The sequence below is a fragment of the Methylobacterium sp. Leaf469 genome, assembly GCF_001424745.1.
In the GTDB taxonomy this organism is placed as follows: Bacteria; Pseudomonadota; Alphaproteobacteria; order Rhizobiales; family Beijerinckiaceae; genus Methylobacterium.
On the sequence record NZ_LMRE01000046.1, the window covers coordinates 58,092 to 77,113 of the forward strand.

Annotated in this window: 11 protein-coding genes; 4 read left to right on the plus strand and 7 right to left on the minus strand. The window is 66.2% G+C overall.

What is annotated here, in order from left to right:
• Positions 1–38: 38 nt before the first annotated feature.
• Entirely contained in the window at positions 39–1,061 is a 1,023-nt protein-coding gene (gene bioB, locus ASG60_RS21320; RefSeq protein ID WP_056261765.1) for a biotin synthase BioB, read from the plus strand.
• A 31-nt stretch (positions 1,062–1,092) separates the two neighbouring features.
• On the opposite strand, the gene ASG60_RS21325 is transcribed toward bioB, so the two are convergent.
• The 4 genes from ASG60_RS21325 to ASG60_RS21340 form a co-directional block, all read right to left on the minus strand.
• Complete coding sequence (locus ASG60_RS21325; RefSeq protein WP_244476737.1) at positions 1,093–2,577, minus strand: HAMP domain-containing sensor histidine kinase; 1,485 nt, start codon at positions 2,575–2,577, stop codon at positions 1,093–1,095.
• Between the two features lie 311 nt (positions 2,578–2,888).
• Positions 2,889–3,695: a VTT domain-containing protein gene (locus ASG60_RS21330; RefSeq protein ID WP_244476738.1), complete on the minus strand. Its 807-nt coding sequence runs from the start codon at positions 3,693–3,695 to the stop codon at positions 2,889–2,891.
• A 199-nt stretch (positions 3,696–3,894) separates the two neighbouring features.
• On the minus strand, positions 3,895–4,296 hold the full coding sequence (locus ASG60_RS21335) for a hypothetical protein (protein WP_056174784.1): 402 nt from the start codon (positions 4,294–4,296) through the stop codon (positions 3,895–3,897).
• A 105-nt stretch (positions 4,297–4,401) separates the two neighbouring features.
• Entirely contained in the window at positions 4,402–5,274 is an 873-nt protein-coding gene (locus ASG60_RS21340; RefSeq protein WP_244476739.1) for a hypothetical protein, read from the minus strand.
• A gap of 265 nt (positions 5,275–5,539) precedes the next feature.
• Here ASG60_RS21340 and ASG60_RS21345 point away from each other — a divergent pair, with 265 nt between their 5' ends.
• The 3 genes from ASG60_RS21345 to ASG60_RS22320 all read left to right on the plus strand — a co-directional run bounded on the left by ASG60_RS21345 (position 5,540) and on the right by ASG60_RS22320 (position 9,692).
• On the plus strand, positions 5,540–6,550 hold the full coding sequence (locus tag ASG60_RS21345) for an LLM class flavin-dependent oxidoreductase (RefSeq protein ID WP_056387795.1): 1,011 nt from the start codon (positions 5,540–5,542) through the stop codon (positions 6,548–6,550).
• 246 nt (positions 6,551–6,796) lie between these two features.
• On the plus strand, positions 6,797–7,828 hold the full coding sequence (locus ASG60_RS21350) for an aspartate-semialdehyde dehydrogenase (RefSeq protein WP_056387798.1): 1,032 nt from the start codon (positions 6,797–6,799) through the stop codon (positions 7,826–7,828).
• A gap of 163 nt (positions 7,829–7,991) precedes the next feature.
• Positions 7,992–9,692, plus strand: coding sequence for an AIPR family protein (locus tag ASG60_RS22320; protein ID WP_082531866.1), 1,701 nt, complete (start codon positions 7,992–7,994; stop codon positions 9,690–9,692).
• Positions 9,693–9,772: 80 nt separating this feature from the next.
• Here the strand turns inward: ASG60_RS22320 and glgB are convergent, their stop codons facing one another.
• From glgB to ASG60_RS21365, 3 genes are all read right to left on the minus strand, one after another.
• Complete coding sequence (gene glgB, locus ASG60_RS21355; protein WP_056387801.1) at positions 9,773–12,067, minus strand: 1,4-alpha-glucan branching protein GlgB; 2,295 nt, start codon at positions 12,065–12,067, stop codon at positions 9,773–9,775.
• Positions 12,068–15,325, minus strand: a complete 3,258-nt coding sequence (gene treS, locus ASG60_RS21360) for a maltose alpha-D-glucosyltransferase (protein WP_056387804.1) — start codon at positions 15,323–15,325, stop codon at positions 12,068–12,070.
• A 169-nt stretch (positions 15,326–15,494) separates the two neighbouring features.
• On the minus strand, positions 15,495–18,878 hold the full coding sequence (locus tag ASG60_RS21365) for a maltotransferase domain-containing protein (protein WP_056387808.1): 3,384 nt from the start codon (positions 18,876–18,878) through the stop codon (positions 15,495–15,497).
• Between the last annotated feature and the right edge of the window lie 144 nt (positions 18,879–19,022).

The window sequence follows — 19,022 nt, forward strand, 5'->3', positions numbered from 1 at the left end:
CGGCTTGATTTTCCGGCCGGGATTCGTCTTCTGGAGCCATGATCGAGACGATGACCGCGCTTGCCGCACCCCGCCCCGCCCTGGCGACCTCCGCCATCCGGCACGATTGGACCGTGGCCGAGATCCAGGCGATCCACGACTTGCCGCTCCTCGACCTCGTCTATCGGGCGGCGGAGGTTCACCGCGCCCACAACGACCCGGCCGACATCCAGCGGGCGGCGCTCCTGTCGATCAAGACCGGCGGCTGCCCCGAGGATTGCGCCTACTGCCCGCAATCGGCCCACCACAAGGAGGCCGGCGTCCCGCGCGAGCGGCTGATGCCCGTGGACGCCGTGCTGAAGGAGGCCGCCGCCGCCAAGGCCTCCGGCGCACACCGCTTCTGCATGGGCGCGGCCTGGCGCCAGCCCAAGGACGGGCCGGAGTTCGACGCGGTCCTCGCCATGGTGCGCGGCGTGCGCAATCTCGGCATGGAGGCCTGCGTGACGCTGGGCATGCTCAACCCCTCGCAGGCGACGCGTCTGGCCGAGGCCGGGCTGACCTCCTACAACCACAACCTCGACACCGGGCCGGATTTCTACGGCGACATCATCTCCACGCGGACCTACGCGGACCGCCTGAACACCCTGCAGAACGTGCGCGACGCCGGCATCGGCCTGTGCTGCGGGGGCATCGTCGGCATGGGCGAGGGCGTGACGGACCGCGCCGCCATGCTGCAGGTGCTGGCCAACCACGCACCGCACCCGGAGAGCGTGCCGATCAACGCCCTGGTGGCGGTCGCGGGCACGCCCCTGGCGGAGCGCCCGCCCGTCGATCCCCTCGACCTCGTGCGCATGTGCGCCACGGCCCGCATCGTGATGCCGCGCGCCCGCGTGCGCCTCAGCGCCGGACGCAAGGACCTCACCCGCGAGGCGCAGATCCTGTGCTTCCTCGCCGGGGCCAACTCGATCTTCTACGGCGAGCGCCTGCTGACCACGGCCAACAACGAGACCGATGCCGACGCCGAACTGCTGCGCGACATCGGCATCACCGTCCCGGGTCTCACCCTGGCGGCGGCCGAGTAGGCCTGCCTGGGCGTCGGCGCAGGGCCTTAAGTCAGGCCCGCTTCTCCGCCGGAAGGGTGATCCGGAACCGGACGCCGGTCTCGCTCTGATCGAGGGTAATCGTGCCGCCGTTGAGGCCGATGAGCTCCGCCGCGATGGCGAGGCCGAGGCCGGTACCGCCGGGCCGGGTCGACCCTTTGAACGGGGCGAACAGATGCGCGCGCGCGCGCGCCGGCAGGCCCGGACCGTTGTCGCTGACGAGGATCATAACGGTGTCGCCGGTCCGGCTCGCCTCGAGGATGATCCGGGGAGCATCGTTCGATTTCTCGTCCGCCATGGCCTGGACCGCATTGCGCACGAGGTTGGCGAGCGCCCGCGACAGCTGTTCGGGGTCGGCATGCACGGTGAGGTCCGCTGTGCACCGCTCCTGGATGACCACGGGCGAGTCCGGCGCGCATCCGGACAGATCGGCCTGATCCGCGAGGAGCGGCGCGAGCGGAACCGTGCGTTGCTGGGGATGGCGTTCCGTCGCCCGCCCGTAGGCCAGGGTCTCCTCGCAGAACCGGATCGCGCGGCCGAGGGTGGCGACCAGGCGCGGGGCGACGCGCTGCACCACCGGATCGGTGACCCCTTCGAGGCGATCGCCGAGCAGTTGCGCGGTGGTGAGAAGGTTGCGCATCTCGTGGTTGATCTTGCTGACGGAGAGGCCGAGATCGGCCAGGTGCCGCTTGGCCCGCAGCTCGCCGGCCAGGGCCGTCTCCATTCGCGCCAAGGCCGTCTCGGCGTCGCCGAGCTCGTCGTTGCGCCCCGACGGAACGATGACCCGGGCGGTCTCCTCCGGATCGTCGGCGAAGGCGGTGATGTTCGAGACGAGCAGCCGCACCGGCCGTACGATGACCCGCTGCAGCACGAAGAAGACGAGGCCGGCGACGACCGCCGCGATGATCAGCGAGGTGCCGAGCAACTGCAGGCAGAACGCCACCATGGCGCGCCGCAGGGGGGCCTCGTCGAGGATGACCTCCACCGGATCGAAGCCCTCCTGGGGCTTGCCGACGACCCGGATCGGCGTTGATGCCGGCAGGAACAGGGTCGACCACGTGCCCGCGATGGAGTGCCCCCAACTGTTGGCCCCGAGATCGACGACGCGGGACACGGAGTCCGGCAGGGGCTCACGGGCGATGACCTTGCGGGCGTCGCTGCCGGACACGATCACCGCGCGGGCGCCGACGCCGCGCAGAAGCCGTTCGGTGAGGTCGTTCGAGACGCCGGAACGGGGCGAGACATCGACCACGAGGGCGGCCACCCGGGCCGCCGCGATCCGGTCCGACAACCACATCACCCGGTAGTTCGCCACCGTCGGAACGTAGATCAGGACCTCGCACAGGCCGACGAGGGCGACGGTCAGCAGGAACACCCGGCCGGAGAGGCCGATCCTCCGGCGGATCCACCAGGAATGGGCCGGTTCCGCGTCCGCCGCCGGGGCGGTGACGGGCGTGCCCATGGAGAGAGTCTCGGGTTCGGAGCGAGACCTGGTCAAGACTTTCAACCTCGGCAATAGGAATTTCGTGTGAAAAGCTCTCAATCGTGATCGTTGTTCCGGATCGAAGTCTCGATCCATCGAACATCACGTATCATGCCCAGCAAGGTCCATCGGAACAGCGACGCGAAATTCGATGCTCGGATCGCCGTTCTGAATAAAATATACGAGGCGACAGTCCAGGTTTTGGCGGGAGGTCTCCCAGCCGGTATGCTTTTCCCGCATCATGACAGGAATCTGGTTGGCTTGGACGCCGTTTCTAGTACGATTCTACATGAACGAAAACCGGGCTGCGCTTTCGGCCGCGCGCGTCAGATGCCGGAACCGATTTCCGCGTCGTCGCCTCGATCCCGTCCCGATCGTCGGGCCAGGCGGCGGCGCAGCACGACGGACAGGAGCGCGAAGGCCGCCAGGGCACCGAGGCCGGCGAGCATTTTCGGAGTGATCAGGCTGCGCAGGGTCAGGGTCTGCCCGCAATCCGCGCCGTCCGCCAGGATGCAGGCGGCCTTCGCGGTCTCGTGCGCCGCCACCACTTCCTCGATGGCGGCACCCGTGGTGGCGTAGACCAGGGCACCGGGGCTGAGGCCGACGATCGTGGCGAGCAGGAAGGTGCGCAGGGGAACGCCGAACGCGGCCGGCGCGAGGTTGGTCAGCCAGAACGGGAAGATGGGCAGGAGCCGCAGGAAGGCGACGTAGCCGAAGGCGTCGCGGCGGAACCCTTCGGCGAGGCCGGCCAGGCGTGGACCCGCCCGCCGTTGCAGCAGTTCCGAGGCGGGTCCGCGGCCGATGGAGAACACGATGGCCGCGCCCGTGCTCGCCGAGGCCACGGCGATGAGCGCACCCGGCACGATGCCGAACAGGAAGCCGCACAGGACCGTGAGAAACAGGCTCGCGGGGACGGAGACGACCACCGCAGTCACGTAGGCGAGGGCCGCCACCGCCATGGCGCCGATCGGATTCCCTGCCACCGCCGTGGTCAGCCAGGCGCGGGAGGCCAGGAGCGTGTCGAGGTCGAGGAGGTGTGCGACCCCCGAGACGAGGATCGCCAGCGATACGGTGACCAGCGACGCGATCGGCAGCCAGCGCAGGGCTCGGCGCCAGCCAGACCCTCGGGGCACGTCGCGAGCCGTCTCCTCTGTGATCATGTGCGGCGCGTCCGACCCGGCGGGCGACGGTGCGGCCGGAGATTCGCCGTTGTAATCGCGACGCGACGGGAATTCGACATGTCTTCGAGGCGAACGAAAGCTCTTCGAGGCGAACGAAAGCGGCGCCGTCCCGGGGGACGACGCCGTTCGATTCACGTCGCGATCGGATCGCTCAGTAGCGACCGGCCAGGGGCGAGGTCGGATCGAGGATCGGGTCGAGCGGCGAGAAGTCGATGTTGCGGATCGCACTCGACCGGGCTCCGATGAAGGGACCGTTGGTGATCGGATCGGCCAGGATGCCGGTGCCGAAACGATCGTTGCGGCCGTAGGGCGGGGAGTTCAGGTAGCTCGCCGTGATGAGCTGCGGGTTGGTGGCCGGGTTGCTGACCGAACCGTTGTTGGCTTCGACGACGTTGCCGGCATCGAGCCAGCTGCGCGGACGAATGCGGATCGGAAGCGGCTGGCTCACGCGCACGCCGGCGGGAGCGTAGCGGCCCTGGGCCTCGGCGGCGGTGTTGAGTCCGACGCCGGAGAGGGTCAGGGCGCCCATCAGGGCAATCGTGGCAGCGCGCATGATGCACCTTGTTCAGATGAGAGGAGGATGTGTAGGCCGAACTGATTAAGAAACTCGGCCGTCCTTATGGGGATACGACGTGCGAGCCCAGGGCTGGTTCCACAATTATGGCCGCGCTTGCGTGTTCCGCCGCACTTGAGCCTCATTTTTTCGTTTGCCCACCACCGCTAGGGAGCCGGTTCGGGTGTCGGGGGCCGGGCGGCAGGCCGGATCGCGCGGACCATCGAAGCCGGGAACGCCTGGCGCCAGGGGTACCAGGGCGTCGAGGGCACAGGCCACGGCGCGGGGCTCCGGTGCCTGCCCGAGGGGAGCGCAGAGCCAGCCTTCGAAGCGGAGCGCCGCGCCGGCCGATCCGGCAAAACCGGTGCAGACCCGGTCGAGGGGGCCGCTGAAGGTCGCCTCCAGGGTCTCGATCAGGCCGAACTTGGTCGCGAGGCGTCCGCGCTCGCCCGTACGGATCACCGAAAGGCCCGGCCCGTCCGCCGCGCGCCGCACCAGGGTGACGAACAGGCCGGGGGTGGGGTCCCCCTGCCCCGTATCGCCGACGGTCATGCGCAGATAGGGCGCCTCGATGTTCGGGAAGGCGCCCTGGTTCAGGGTCTCCTCGCGACGCCCGCTGGCGGGATCGATGCGGGTTCCCTCGGCACGGGCCGGCTCCAGGGCATCGGGATCGTCGAGGCGGAAACGCGGCGCTGCCATGGCGGTGGGTACGGCCGGCCGGACGGCGACGCCCACGCTCGGCACGAACGGCTTCGGCGCCTCGGACATGACCGTCGGGGCATCGCCCGCCAGCGCCCCGGGCGGCGGGCCGGTCCTGCCGTTCTCGCGACTCTCGCGGGCGAGCAGGCTGAGCGCTGCGATGGCGGCCGCCGCGCAGACGAGGCGCGCGGAGATCCGCAGGGCCGTCGAGGGATGCCGCTGGCCGCCGGTCGAACCGGGTCTCTCCGCCGTGTCGTCGCTCGTGGTGATCCGCCGCAACCGCACCCCTCCGCCGGACGAGCGGCCCCCCTGGACGACCCGTGGCGTCGACCCTCGCGGATCACCCGGTACGATCCGGTTTCCCACGCGGGGATCGGCGGCGGATTTCTTGGTCTCGGTGAATCTCACCTTAAAGGACGGGGGCGCCGACCCATGCGGCGGCCGCATGGGAGCCCCGGCTTGTCTCCGCGCTTTCCCGTCGCGATCTCTCGAACGGGGGACGTTCACGTCCGAGCTTGGGCGCGATCAGGGATACCGACACGCTATGATTCCGCTCTCCGTCCTCGACCTCGCCCCGGTGCCCGAGGGCTCGACCCCCGGGGATGCCCTGCGCAACGCCCTCGCGCTCGCCCGACACGCGGAGGATCTCGGCTACCGGCGCTACTGGGTGGCCGAGCACCACAACATGATCGGCATCGCCAGCGCGGCCACGGCGGTGGTGGTCGGTTATCTCGCGGGCGGCACGCAGCGCATCCGCGTCGGTGCCGGTGGCATCATGCTGCCGAACCACGCGCCTCTGGTGGTCGCCGAGCAGTTCGGCACCCTCGAGGCGCTGTATCCCGGCCGGATCGACCTCGGCCTCGGCCGCGCGCCCGGCACCGATCCGCGCACGTCGCGGGCTCTGCGCCGCATGCCGGAGGCGGCCGACACCTTTCCGCAGGACGTGCGTGAACTCCAGGCGCTGTTCGGCGATCTCCAGCCGGGTCAGGCGGTGCAGGCCGTGCCGGGCACGGGGCTGAAGGTGCCCATGTGGATCCTGGGGTCGAGCCTGTTCGGGGCGCAACTCGCCGCCGCCTTCGGGTTGCCCTACGCCTTCGCGTCGCATTTCGCCCCGGACGCCCTGCTGCCGGCCCTGGCGACGTATCGCGCCAACTTCACCCCCTCCCCGCAGTGCCCGAAGCCCCACGCCATGATCGGCGTGAACGTGGTGGCGGCCAACACCGATGCCGAGGCGCGCCGCCTGTTCACCTCGGCCCAGCAGCAGTTCACGCACCTGTTGCGCGGCACGCGCGGCCTGCTGCAGCCCCCCATCGACAGCATCGAGACCTACTGGTCGCCGGCGGAGAAGGCCCAGGCCTCGCGGATGCTCGCCCGCGCCCTCGTCGGGTCGCCCGAGACCGTCGCGCGGGGCCTCGTCGATCTGGTGGCCGAGACCGGAGCGGACGAGCTCATGGTCGCGAGCGCGATCCACGATCCGGCGGCCCGCCGGCGCTCCTACGCGATCCTGGCCGAGATCCGCGACGGTCTCGCGCAGCGGCCGGCGCGGGTGGCGTAGGCGCCCTTCCCCGGGGCTCCGAACCCTTGACAGGTTCGGGAGCAAGGCGTCTTGCTCCCGCCCTTGACGAATCATGCCGCGCTGCGGTGTGACCTCCGCGGCCGGCAGGCGACCGCACCACCCGAAGGGGCGGCGCGGCGCACGGCGGGGAGGGTCTGGACACGGCGTCCGATCCCGAATGGTGCCGCCGCGCTCGTGCCGGGCGCCGGCCCCGGGCCGGGCGCTTCGAGCGGATTGGTGAGGATCATGGGTTACAAGGTCGCCGTCGTCGGTGCCACGGGCAATGTGGGCCGCGAGATGCTGGATATCCTGTCCGAGCGGGCGTTTCCCGCCGACGAGGTGGTGGCCATCGCCTCGCGCCGCTCCATGGGGCAGGAGGTCTCATTCGGCGACAAGATCCTGAAGGTGCAGGCGCTCGATTCCTACGATTTCTCCGACACGGACATCTGCCTGATGTCGGCGGGCGGCGAGACCTCCAAGGAATGGTCGCCGCGCATCGGCCAGACCGGCTGCGTCGTCATCGATAACTCGTCGGCGTTCCGCTACCATCAGGACGTGCCGCTCATCGTGCCCGAGGTGAACCCGGACGCGATCCTGGGCTTCTCCAAGCTCAACATCATCGCCAACCCGAACTGCTCCACGGCCCAGCTCGTCGTCGCCCTGAAGCCCCTGCACGATGTGGCGAAGATCACCCGCGTGGTGGTCTCGACCTACCAGTCGGTCTCCGGCGCCGGCAAGGACGCCATGGACGAGCTGTTCCAGCAGACCCGCTCGGTCTTCACCGCCGGTCAGATGGTGCAGGAGAAGTTCCCCAAGCGCATCGCCTTCAACGTCATCCCTCAGATCGACGTCTTCATGGAAGACGGCTTCACGAAGGAAGAGTGGAAGATGATGGCCGAGACGAAGAAGATGCTCGACCCGAAGATCAAGCTCACGGCCACCTGCGTGCGGGTGCCGGTGTTCATCGGCCATGCCGAGGCGGTCAACGTCGAGTTCGAGAGCCCGATGTCCGCCGACGAGGCCCGGGCGATCCTGCGCTCGGCCCCCGGCATCCTCGTGGTCGATAAGCGCGAGCCGGGCGGCTACATGACCCCGCACGAGGCGGCGGGCGAGGACGCCACCTACATCTCGCGCATCCGCGAGGACGCCACCGTGGAGAACGGTCTCGCGTTCTGGTGCGTGTCGGACAACCTGCGCAAGGGTGCCGCCCTCAACACCGTGCAGATCGCTGAGATGCTGGTGAACCGCAAGCTGCTGCGGCGCCATCAGGCCGCCTGAGTCCCCTCCTCCGGTCCCTCGCGGACCGGGTTTTTCCTGAATCGCTGAAAAACGCCGTCCCGTTCGCGGGGCGGCGTTTTTTCTTTCAGGCCTGCTATCTTGAAAACAAAATCCTACGAGAGCATCCTGCCACCTATATTATGGTATCGGAGGAATATATTTCATGGATTTGGTGACAAAATCTCTTATTCGCGAGTTCTCTAAGGAATTTGAGATTGAAAACTTCGATCAAAGCAAGCAATTTGAAATAATGTCTGCATATCTTACTGTAAAAAGAAATTACTCAGAGAGTTTTAATCCAACAGATATTGTTTCTGGGGGAGGAAATGATCTCGGGATAGATGCTATTGGTATAATAGTAAACGGACAATTAGTCACCGAAATAGACTCACTCGGCGAGATGCTGGCAAGTAAGATAGATTATCTTGATGTTACATTTATATTCGTTCAGGCTGATCGAGGGTCGTTCGATGCGTCCAAGCTTGGATCGTTTGCATATGGCGTAACTCAGTTTTTCACGCCGGATACAAAAGAGCCGCGTAATCAATTCATTGCCGATGCTGCGTTGATGATGACTGCAATTTACGACAAGGGTGCTAAATTTAAGAAAGGCAATCCACGCTGCCTCATGTATTATGTTACTACTGGTACTTGGCCTGTCGATGGAGCTCTCAATTCACGTAGAGATAAGTTTTGCTCTGACCTTATGGCACTTAATGCTTTTCGAGAGGTCGATATTCAACCAATTGGCGCGAGTGATATAAGTCAGCTGTATCGGCTTTCAAAGCATTCACTGCAGAGAAAATTCGAATTTACGAAAAGAAGCGATGTTCCGGAAATTCCTGGCGTCATTGAGGCGTTTGTAGGCTTCATACCCGCAACTCAGTTTATGTCTATAGTTAAAGATGAGGGCGGATCTATAGTAAAATCTATATTTTATGACAACGTTCGGGATTTTCAGGGGGGTAATGAAGTAAATAATGAAATGTATGAGGCATTACAGTCTGACCGTAAGCGCAGATTTGTTCTGATGAATAATGGGGTAACAATTATAACTCGCGGGCTTCAACATACTAGAGAAACTTTTACTATCGAAGATTTTCAAATTGTTAATGGTTGTCAGACTACGCATGTACTATTTGCGAGTGAAGAAACCTTGGATGATACGGTCCTTATTCCATTGCGGTTGATTTGGACGCAAGATGAAGACGTTATTTCAGATATCATAAGGGCAACAAATCGACAAACCGAGGTCAAGGAAGATCAATTCTTTGCTTCGACTGAATTTGCCCGTCGCCTCGAAGATTATTTTAATAGCCATGATCTTAATGAGAAATTGCATTTTGAGAGACGTTCTCGTCAATATGATAGTATAGAACTGGAGAAGACGCGTATTATTAATCAGACAAACGTAGTCAGGGCGTTTGCTTCGGTTTTTCTAGAGGAGCCTCATAGTACAGTAAGAAGTTACAATACGTTGTCCGAAAGAATCGGAAAAGAAATATTCGTTGAAGGACATAAGCTATCTGCATATTACACGGCGGCTTCCGCATACTATCGGCTTGAACGGCTATTCCATAACGGGATAATAGACCGAAATTTAAAGGTTTGCAGATTTCAGCTGCTAATGACGGCAAAGCTATTGATAGAGCCCAAGAAACCTCCTTATTTCAATTCAAATGTCATGGATAAATATTGTAATCCAATACTAGAAGTTTTATGGGATAAAGAAAAATCATTAGAATTATTTAATTCGGCCATAGATGTACTATTGGAACTTAACGGGTTTCTGCTCGATAGGGATAAGATACACACACAAGGCTTTACTCAAAAATTAATCAAGCGGTTTCGCCCTGATGAATAGCAATATGGGGATGCGTTAAAGAGCCGGCGGCGTCGCGAGGACTCCGCCGGCTTTTCATGGAACCCGCGTAGAAACCCGATTCAATCCTCGCGCACAAAGATTGTCGTAGCGAGCGGCGGGATGGTCAGGCTGACGGAGTGGCTCTGGCCGTGGCTCGGGATTGCCTCGGCCCGGACCCCGCCCATGTTGCCGACGTTGGAGCCGCCGTAGCGCTCGGCATCCGAGTTGATCGCCTCGCGGTAGAAGCCCGCCTCCGGCACGCCGATGCGGTAGCCTTCGCGCACCACGGGCGTGAAGTTCGAGACCACCACGGCGACCTCGCCGGCCTCGCGGCCCTTGCGGGCCCAGGCGATGACGCTGTTGTCCTGGTCGTCCGCCACCAACCACTGGAAGCCGGCGGCCTCCGTGTCGCGGGTGTGGAGGGCCGGCACGGCGGCGTAGAGGTGGTTGAGGTCGCGCACCAGATCCTTGACGCCCTGGTGATGGGGATCGTCGAGGAGGTGCCAGTCGAGGGACTGGTTGTGGTTCCACTCCTTCTCCTGGCCGAACTCGCAGCCCATGAAGAGCAGCTTCTTGCCGGGGTGACCCCACATGAAGCCATAATAGGCCCGGAGATTGGCGAATTTCTGCCAGCGGTCGCCGGTCATCTTGCCGAGCAGCGAGCCTTTGCCGTGCACCACCTCGTCGTGGGACAGGGGTAGGATGAAGTTCTCCGAGAAGGCGTAGAGCAGGCCGAAGGTCAGGTCGTGGTGGTGGTAGCGCCGGTGGATCGTCTCCTTCGAGACGAAGTTCAGGGTGTCGTGCATCCACCCCATGTTCCACTTGAAGCCGAAGCCGAGGCCGCCCGTGTAGGTGGGGTGCGAGACGCCCGGCCACGAGGTCGATTCCTCCGCCACCGTCAGGGTGCCGGGGGCGTGACTGTAGGTGGCCTCGTTGGTCTTGCGCAGGAAGTCGATGGCGTCGAGGTTCTCGTTGCCGCCGTAGCGGTTGGGGATCCACTCGCCCTGCCGGCGCGAATAGTCGAGGTAGAGCATCGACGCGACGGCATCCACGCGCAGGCCGTCGAGATGGTAGTGTTCGAGCCAGAACCGGGCGTTGGCGGCGAGGAAGGTCGAGACCTCCGTTCGGCCGAAATTGTAGATGTACGTGCCCCAATCCTGGTGGAAGCCCTGGCGCGGGTCGGCGTGCTCGTAGAGGTGCGTGCCGTCGAACTGGCCGAGCCCGTGGGCGTCGAGGGGAAAGTGGCCCGGCACCCAGTCGAGCATCACGCCGATGCCGGCCGCGTGCGCGGCGTCGACGAAGGCGGCGAAGTCGTCGGGGGTGCCGAACCGGCTCGTCGGTGCGAACAGCGAGACCGGCTGATAGCCCCACGAGCCGTCGAACGGGAATTCCGTGATCGGCAGCATCTCGATGTGGGTGAAGCCCATTTCCTTGACGTAGGGGATGAGCCGGTCGCCGAGCTCCTTGTAGGTGAGGTAGCGGTTGCCCTCCTCGGCCACCCGCGCCCACGACCCGAGATGGACCTCGTAGATCGAGATCGGCACGTAGCGCGGGTCCTTGACCCCGCGGGTCTCCATCCACTTCGCGTCGCTCCAGGTCGGGGTGCTGGTCCCCTGGAGCACGGAGGCGGTCTCGGGCGGGTGCTGCGCCGCGAAGGCGACGGGATCGGCCTTGAGGGGCAGGACCGTACCGTCGGGGCCGCGCAGCTCGAACTTGTAGTGCGCGCCGGCCTTCAGGCCCGGAATGAACAGCTCCCAGACGCCGCCGTTCTGCCAGAGGCGCATGGGGTGGCGCCGGCCGTCCCAGGCGTTGAAGTCGCCGACCACGCTGACCCGGCGGGCGTTGGGGGCCCATACGGCGAAGCGGAAGCCCTGGATGCCGTCGACGTCGCGCGCCTGAGCTCCGAGGATGCGGTAGGTGACGTTGCTGCCGACCTCGCGCAGGGCGTCGATGTCGTGCTGCTCCAGGGACGAGCCGAAGCCGTAGGGGTCGTGGCGGGTGCGCTCGGTGCCGTCCCAGTCCTCGACGGCGAGTTCGTAGAGCGGGCGGCCCTGGGATTCGACCCGGGCGACGAAGAAACCGTCCGGATGCTTGCGCTCGAACGGAATGCGCTGGCCCGCTGTCAGCAGGGTGGCGCCCTTCGCCTCGGGCAGCACGGCCCGAACCTCCCAGGTACCAGGCCCGACCTCGTGGGGGCCGAGCACCGAGAACGGGTCGCCGTGGTTCGCCGACATGATGGCGGCGACCGCGTCGGGGTGCACGCCACGCGTTTCAGGCGCCCGCGTGCCCGTGGCAACAGGCGTTACGTTCGCGGCCCCCGAGGTTGCCGATGCGTGCCCGGTGCGGCCCGCGAACGTCTCGTCGATGCCCGTCATTCAAACGCCTTTCTTGATGTCGTCCAGAATGGTCAGAACCCCACGTGCGGGGATTTCGATCCAGTCGGGACGGTTGTTGGCCTCGTAATCGACCTCGTAGAGGGCCTTGGTCAGGAGGCAGAGCTTGAGCAGCCGGCTCTCCGTCTCCGCGTCCGTCACGGCGGCGCGGCTGACCGAGACGGCCTCCCGGTAGCCGTCGAGGAAGGCTGCATCGATCATGCCGCGCCAGGCGATGGAGGCCCGGCGCGCCCGCTCCTCGGAATCGGCGAAGCGCACGGCGATCTCGCGGGTGACGGTCTCGGCGCCGTAGGCGAACGAGCGCATCATCCCAGCGACGTCGCGCAGGGGCGTCGACTTGAGGCGGCGTTCGTCGGCCGGCCGCGAGGGCTCGCCCTCGAAGTCGACGATGATGAGGTCGTCCTCCGCGGCCAGGACCTGGCCGAGGTGGTAATCGCCGTGGATGCGGGTCTTCATCGCGCCGACGGGTGCCCGGGCCGTGAGCGCCTCGATGGCGTCCTCGACCTCGCGGCGGCGGCCGGCGAGTTCCGTGCTCGCCACGTTGGCCGCCCGTCCCGCCAGGGCGTCGAGGCCCCGGAAGGCGCGCTCGGCCTGACGGCGGGTGTCTTCGCCGAGCGCCTGCAGGTCGGCATGCTCGAACGGCTCGGCCGCGAAGGCCGGGTCGTCCGTCTCCACCGCGAAGGCGTTGTGCATCTCGGCCGTGCGCCGGCCGAGCAGGACCGCCCAGCGCAGGTGGGATTCGAAGGCCTCGTCCGGCGTCGGCGCCTCGCTCTCGGGGGCGAGCACCACCGTGTCGAAGTCGCGGCGCAGGCCCTCGAGCATGAGGGTCCAGGCATCGCCCTGGTTCGGCACGAACTTCTGCAGAACGGCGATGGCGGTGCGGACGCCGTCGGGATCGACATGCTCGACCACGCCCAGCAGCGCCGGCGTGTTGGAGAAATGTGCCGTCTCCGTGAGGAAGCGCCCGACCTCGATCTCGGGATGCACGCCGGTCTGGAGCCGCCGGAGCAGCTTCAGCATCATCTTGGAGCCGATGGCGATGGAGGTGTTGCTCTGCTCGGCGCTGAGGTTGCGCACCTCCCCGGCCTCGAAGGTGATCGCCGGGTCGAAGGCGGAGGTGGTCGAGAACACGAGCTTGCCCGTCTCGGTGGGCAGTTCGCGGCCTTCCCGCATGCCTTCCACCATGGCGACGGCGAAGGCCGGCGAGGCGGAGGCTCCGAACAGCAGGCCCGTGCGCGGACCGCGCCGGACGCGGGCCACGGCGAACGGCATCAGGGTCTCGTCCTCGCGGCCCTCGTCGACGGCCACGGGCACGAAGTAATCCTGCCGCTCGCCGTTGGCGAGGTGGACCGCCACGCGCGGCAGGAGGAAGCGCGCCTCGCCGGTGTCGTCCTTGAGGGCGACGCTGTCGATGACCTGCACGGACTTGATGCGCGAGCCCTTGGCGCCGAACCAGCGCCGGGTGGCGATGAAGCGCGGCGCCACGGTGCGCTCGAAGGCGGTGCGCTCGCGGCCCGCCATCAGGGTGTCGATGCCGCCGGTGAGCACGAGGGTGAACAGTTCCGGCGTCTCCGGCTGCGGGCCGATGCTGCCGGTGTTGGCGGCACTCAGGGAGAACCAGTAGAAGCCGTAGCTCGGTAGCGTCAGCAGGTAGGGCAGCTCGCCGATGGCCGGGAATTCCGAGCCGCCGGTAAGCTCGATGGGCACGGCGTTGCGCAGTTCCGACAGGTCGAGCTGCACCGCCTGCGGGGCCCGCGACAGGTTGGCGACGCACAGAACGCGCTCGCCCTCGAACTCGCGGATCCAGGCCAGCACCTTGCGGTTCGACGGATACAGGAACTGCATGCCGCCGCGCCCGAGGGCGACGGAGTTGTTGCGGATGGCGATCATGCGCCGGGTCCAGTTCAGCAGACTGGTCTGCGACTGGGTCTGCGCCTCGACGTTGATGGCGTCGAACCCGTAGATCGGGTCCTGCACGGAGGGCAGGAACAGCTTCGCCGGATTGGCCCGCGAGAAGCCGCCGTTGCGGTCGGGCGACCACTGCATCGGGGTGCGCACCCCGTCGCGGTCGCCGAGATAGATGTTGTCGCCCATGCCGATCTCGTCGCCGTAATAGAGCACCGGCGTGCCCGGCATCGACAGGACGAGGGACTTCATGAGTTCGATCTTGCGCCGGTCGTTCTCGAGGAGCGGCGCGAGGCGACGGCGGATGCCGAGGTTGATGCGGGCGCGGCGCTCGGCGGCGTAGAACGACCACAGGTAGTCGCGCTCTTCCGCCGTCACCATTTCGAGGGTGAGTTCGTCGTGGTTGCGCAGGAAGATGGCCCACTGGCAACCCTCGGGGATCTCCGGGGTCTGGCGCATGATGTCGGTGATCGGGTGCCGGTCTTCCCGGGCGATGGCCATGTACATGCGCGGCATCAGGGGGAAGTGGAACGCCATGTGGCATTCGTCGCCGTCGCCGAAATACTGCGCCGTCTCCTCCGGCCACTGGTTGGCTTCCGCCAGCAGCATCCGGTCGGGATAGCTCGCGTCGAGGGCGGCGCGGATCGCCTTGATGACCGTGTGGGTCTCGGGCAGGTTCTCGCAGTTCGTGCCGTCGCGCTCGATGAGGTAGGGGATCGCGTCGAGGCGCAGACCGTCGACACCCATGTCGAGCCAGTAGCGCATCACCTCGATGACGGCCTCCAGCACGACCGGGTTGTCGAAGTTGAGATCCGGCTGGTGGCTGTAGAACCGGTGCCAGAAATACTGCTTGGCGACGGGGTCCCAGGTCCAGTTCGACGTCTCGGTGTCGAGGAAGATGATGCGCGTGTCGGAATACGGCGTGTCGGTGTCCGACCAGACGTAGAAGTCGCGTTCCGGCGACCCGGCCGGCGCTTCGCGGGCGCGCTGGAACCAGGGGTGCTGGTCGCTGGTGTGGTTGATGACGAGCTCGGTGATGACGCGCAGGCCGCGCTCGTGCGCGGCCTCCACGAACTTCCGGAACTCCTCCATGGTCCCGTAGGAGGCGTTGACCTCACGGTAGTCGCCGATGTCGTAGCCATCGTCGCGCAGGGGCGACGGATAGAACGGCATCAGCCAGATCGCCGTGACCCCGAGGTCGCGGACGTAGTCGAGCTTCTGCGTCAGGCCCTCGAAATCGCCGATCCCATCGTTGTTCGAGTCGAAGAACGACTTGACGTGGATCTGATAGATGATGGCGTCACGGTACCATTGCGGATCGCTGCGATCGATCATCGCGTCGTTGCCTCATGCATCGAGTTCAAGGGCGTGGTCGGAGTGTGCGCACCGGGGCCCGTACGGGGATCGCCGGGTGCGGCGTCCGTCGGAGGGATAGGCGCCGACACTGAGGCGACACCGCGACGATCGGGTCCGATCGCCGGGGTTTCTGCTGACATGGGTGCGTTCAAGGCGCAACCCGGCGCGGGGCCCGAAGGCGCCAGACGATGGCCGAACGCTCGGCCGGATCGAAGGCGATGCGGTGGGATTTGCCCCGCAGTTCGAACGTGTAGCCCAGCAACAGGTCCTCGACCTCGACGGCGCCGTCGTCGGGTTGGCCGAGAAGCCAGAGCGGCACCTCGTAGGTGCATTCCTGGCGGTTCTTCGGGTCGAGGTTGACCATGGTGAAGATGCAGTTGTCGCCCTCGGGCGTCGTCTTGGCGTAGGCGATGATCTCGTCGTTGTAGGCGCCCGTGAACACCACATTGCGGAAATCCCACAGGGCCGGGTTGTCCTGGCGGATGCGGTTGAGCTTGACGATGTGCTCACGGATGTTGCCGGGCCGGTCGTAGTCCCAGGCCTTCAGCTCGTACTTTTCGGAGTTGAGATACTCTTCCTTGCCGGGATAGGGCGCGGCCTCGCAGAGTTCGAAGCCGTTGTAGATGCCCCAGACGCTCGACAGCGTCGCGGCGAGGGTGGCGCGCACCACGAATCCGGCCCGACCGCTGGTCTGCAGGTAGATCGGGTTGATGTCTGGCGTGTTGGCGAAGAAGTTCGGCCGGTAATACTCGCCCATCTCGCCGGCGAGCTCGGTGGAGTACGCGATGAGGTCGGCCTTGGTGTCGCGCCAGGTGAAGTAGGTGTAGCTCTGCTGGTAGCCGGCCTTGGCGAGCTTCTTCATCATCTTGGGCCGGGTGAAGGCCTCGGCGAGGAAGATCACGTCCGGGTAGCGGCCGTTCACCTCCCCGATCATCCACTCCCAGAACGGGATCGGCTTGGTGTGCGGATTGTCGACGCGAAAGATGCGGGCACCCAGGGCGGCCCAGCCGAGCACGATGTCGCGCAGCTCGATCCACAGGGACGGCAGGGCACCGCCATAGAAGTGGACGTTGGAGATGTCCTCGTACTTCTTCGGCGGATTCTCGGCGAACTTGAGCGTGCCGTCGGGGCGCCACTCGAACCACTCGGGGTGGTCCTTGATCCAGGGGTGATCGGGCGAGCACTGGATGGCGAAGTCGAGGGCGATCTCCATGCCGTAGGCGTGGCTCGCCGCCACCAGCCGGCGGAAATCTTCGAGGGTGCCGAGGTCGGGATGCACCGCCTCGTGCCCGCCCGCCTCCGAGCCGACGGCGTAGACCGAGCCGACATCGCCTTCCAGCGCCTTGAGGGTGTTGTTCTTGCCCTTGCGGTTGGTCTTGCCGATGGGGTGGATCGGGGTGAAGTACAGCACGTCGAAGCCGAGTTCGCGGATCTCGGGCAGGCGAGCGATCACGTCGTCGAAGGTGCCGTGGCGGCTGACGTCCATGGACTGCGAGCGCGGGAAGATCTCGTACCAGGCCGAGAACCGGGCTGCGAGGCGGTCGGCGATGACGGGCACGTTGACGGGATAGCGCGACAGGTTCACCCGCGGTGCGTAGCGGCGGACGAGGCGGGCGTTCTCCGGCGCCAGCATGAGGTCGAGCTGGGCCGCCGAGCCCGTGGTCTCGGCGTCCAAGGCGGTGGCCAGCGCCTTCAGGCGTTCGCGATCGGCGCCGTCGGCCTCGTCGGTGGCGTCGACCACGAAGGCGATGCCCTCGACGGTCTCCAGCTGGACGTCGACCCCAGCGTCGCGCTTCTTCAGGGTGTCGCGCATCCAGGACGAGAAGGCGTCGCGCCACGCCCGGATGGTGAACTCGTAGCGGCCGTTGCGCTCCAGGGGAAAGTGCCCGCCCCAGCGGTCGTTCTCGATGAACGCCATCGGGTCGGAGGCCCAGATCTCCTCGCCGACGACGCGGGACAGGATCTCGGCGTCGATGATCTCGTGGCCGTCGCTGAAGATGTCTGCGGTGACGTGGACGCTCTCGCCGACCACGCGCTTGACCGCCGAGCGGCCGCCGTCGATCTCGGGCGACACCGCCTCGATCACGACGCGGCCCTCGCCCGTCGGCGTGGTGAGCGGCGGATCCTTCGCGACCGTGTCGCGGGTGGCGCTCAGGATGCGGACTTCGCCGGGCTGCAGGTCGATGCTGATGCCGGGCGTGAACGCGATGGGGGCGACGTCCGGCGTGCGGTCGGTGAAGGCACCGAGCATCCCGCCCGTGCGGGCGACGAGGGGGGCGGCGTCCAGCGTCACGGGCGTCGCGCCGGGATTGTGCAGCACCAGCACGGCGTTGCGGGCCGAGGCGCCGTGGCCGGTGTCGAAGCGCAGGAGGGCGACGAAATCCGCGTCGGGGGCCGAGATCCGCGCCTGCGCCCCCTCGACGTTGGCGGCCGAGAGCTCGGCCCGCAGGGCGTTGATGGCGGTGACATAGGCAGAGATATCGATGCCGGTGCTGGATTCACGGGCCTCGGGGGTGGTCTCGACCACGTGCAGGCTCTTGGCGTAGCCCCACTCGTACCCGATGGGCATGAGCACGCCGGCCGAGAAGAAGGCCGCGAGCGCGTAGCGGGCCTTGAGGTGGCGGGCGACGGCCTCGGCATCGCCGTCGAGATCCGCCGCGAGGCGGGCCATGTCGTGGTTCTCGGGGAACGCGATGGAAGGGGCGACGACGCGCAGGCGGTCGTACTGTTCCAGGGCCCAGGGAGCCCGGAGGTCCCACCAGGCGAAGCTGTTGAACAGGTAGTCGAACCCGGCGCCCGCCGTCGCCTGCGCCTCCTCGAAGGTGCAGCCGAGGGTCTCGGCGGCGAACAGGCACCCGGGCTCCACCGCCTTGGCGGCCCCGATCAGGTCGCGCCACACGGGGGCCGGCACCTTGTAGGCGGCGTCGCAGCGGAAGCCGGCGACACCGAGATCCTGCAGGCGGTTGACGTAGCCAGACCACAGGGCGGTCAGCTCCGTGCGGCTTTTTTCCGTGTGATAATCGAGCTCGGCGAGATCGCCCCAGACCGTGCGCTTGCTCGGATCGTCGGGATCGACGGCGTAGGGGCTCTCGATCTCGCCGTCGGCGTCGCGCAGGAACAGGTCGGGCCGGTCGCGGGCGAGCGCGCCGTCCCGGGCGGTGTGGTTGACCACGAGGTCGGTCATCACCGAAAGGCCCTGAGCGCGGGCTGCGGCGCAGAACCGGCGGATCTGCTCGTCGTCGGAGGTGCCGTCCTGGTCGCGGAAGCGCTCGTCGAGGCGGTCGGTGTCGGCCACCGCGTAGAGGCTGCGCGAGCCGCCGGTCTGGTGGAACGGGTTGAGGTACACCCAGTCGAACCCGAGGCCGGCGATGCGCGGCAGTTCGGCGGTCCAGGCCGAGACCCGTCCGACGAGGAGCGGGAACAGGTTGTAGATGCGCGGTCCCTCGGCGCGGGGTGCGAGGCTCTGCGGGAGCGTCACCACGCCGGCGTCGGTCCGCGGGGCGGTACGCGTTGCGGGGCTCGGTGCGTTCATGCGTGCTCCATTGGGGTTTGGTGTCTGGCGCCTTCCCTCTCCCCTCTGCGGGAGAGGGTGGCCCGCGAAGCGGGTCGGGAGAGGGGAGCGCGGTGTCCGGAGGGGGCGTCCCCTCTCCCGCCTGCTCCGCAGGAACCCTCCCCC

What these genes read in the sequence shown, in the direction of transcription:
- bioB (WP_056261765.1), top strand. Translation starts at nt 39, where the DNA reads ATGATCGAGACGATGACCGCGCTTGCCGCACCCCGCCCCGCCCTGGCG.
- ASG60_RS21335 (WP_056174784.1), bottom strand. Translation starts at nt 4,296, where the DNA reads ATGCGCGCTGCCACGATTGCCCTGATGGGCGCCCTGACCCTCTCCGGC.
- ASG60_RS21345 (WP_056387795.1), top strand. Translation starts at nt 5,540, where the DNA reads ATGATTCCGCTCTCCGTCCTCGACCTCGCCCCGGTGCCCGAGGGCTCG.
- ASG60_RS21350 (WP_056387798.1), top strand. Translation starts at nt 6,797, where the DNA reads ATGGGTTACAAGGTCGCCGTCGTCGGTGCCACGGGCAATGTGGGCCGC.
- ASG60_RS22320 (WP_082531866.1), top strand. Translation starts at nt 7,992, where the DNA reads ATGGATTTGGTGACAAAATCTCTTATTCGCGAGTTCTCTAAGGAATTT.
- glgB (WP_056387801.1), bottom strand. Translation starts at nt 12,067, where the DNA reads ATGACGGGCATCGACGAGACGTTCGCGGGCCGCACCGGGCACGCATCG.
- treS (WP_056387804.1), bottom strand. Translation starts at nt 15,325, where the DNA reads ATGATCGATCGCAGCGATCCGCAATGGTACCGTGACGCCATCATCTAT.
- ASG60_RS21365 (WP_056387808.1), bottom strand. Translation starts at nt 18,878, where the DNA reads ATGAACGCACCGAGCCCCGCAACGCGTACCGCCCCGCGGACCGACGCC.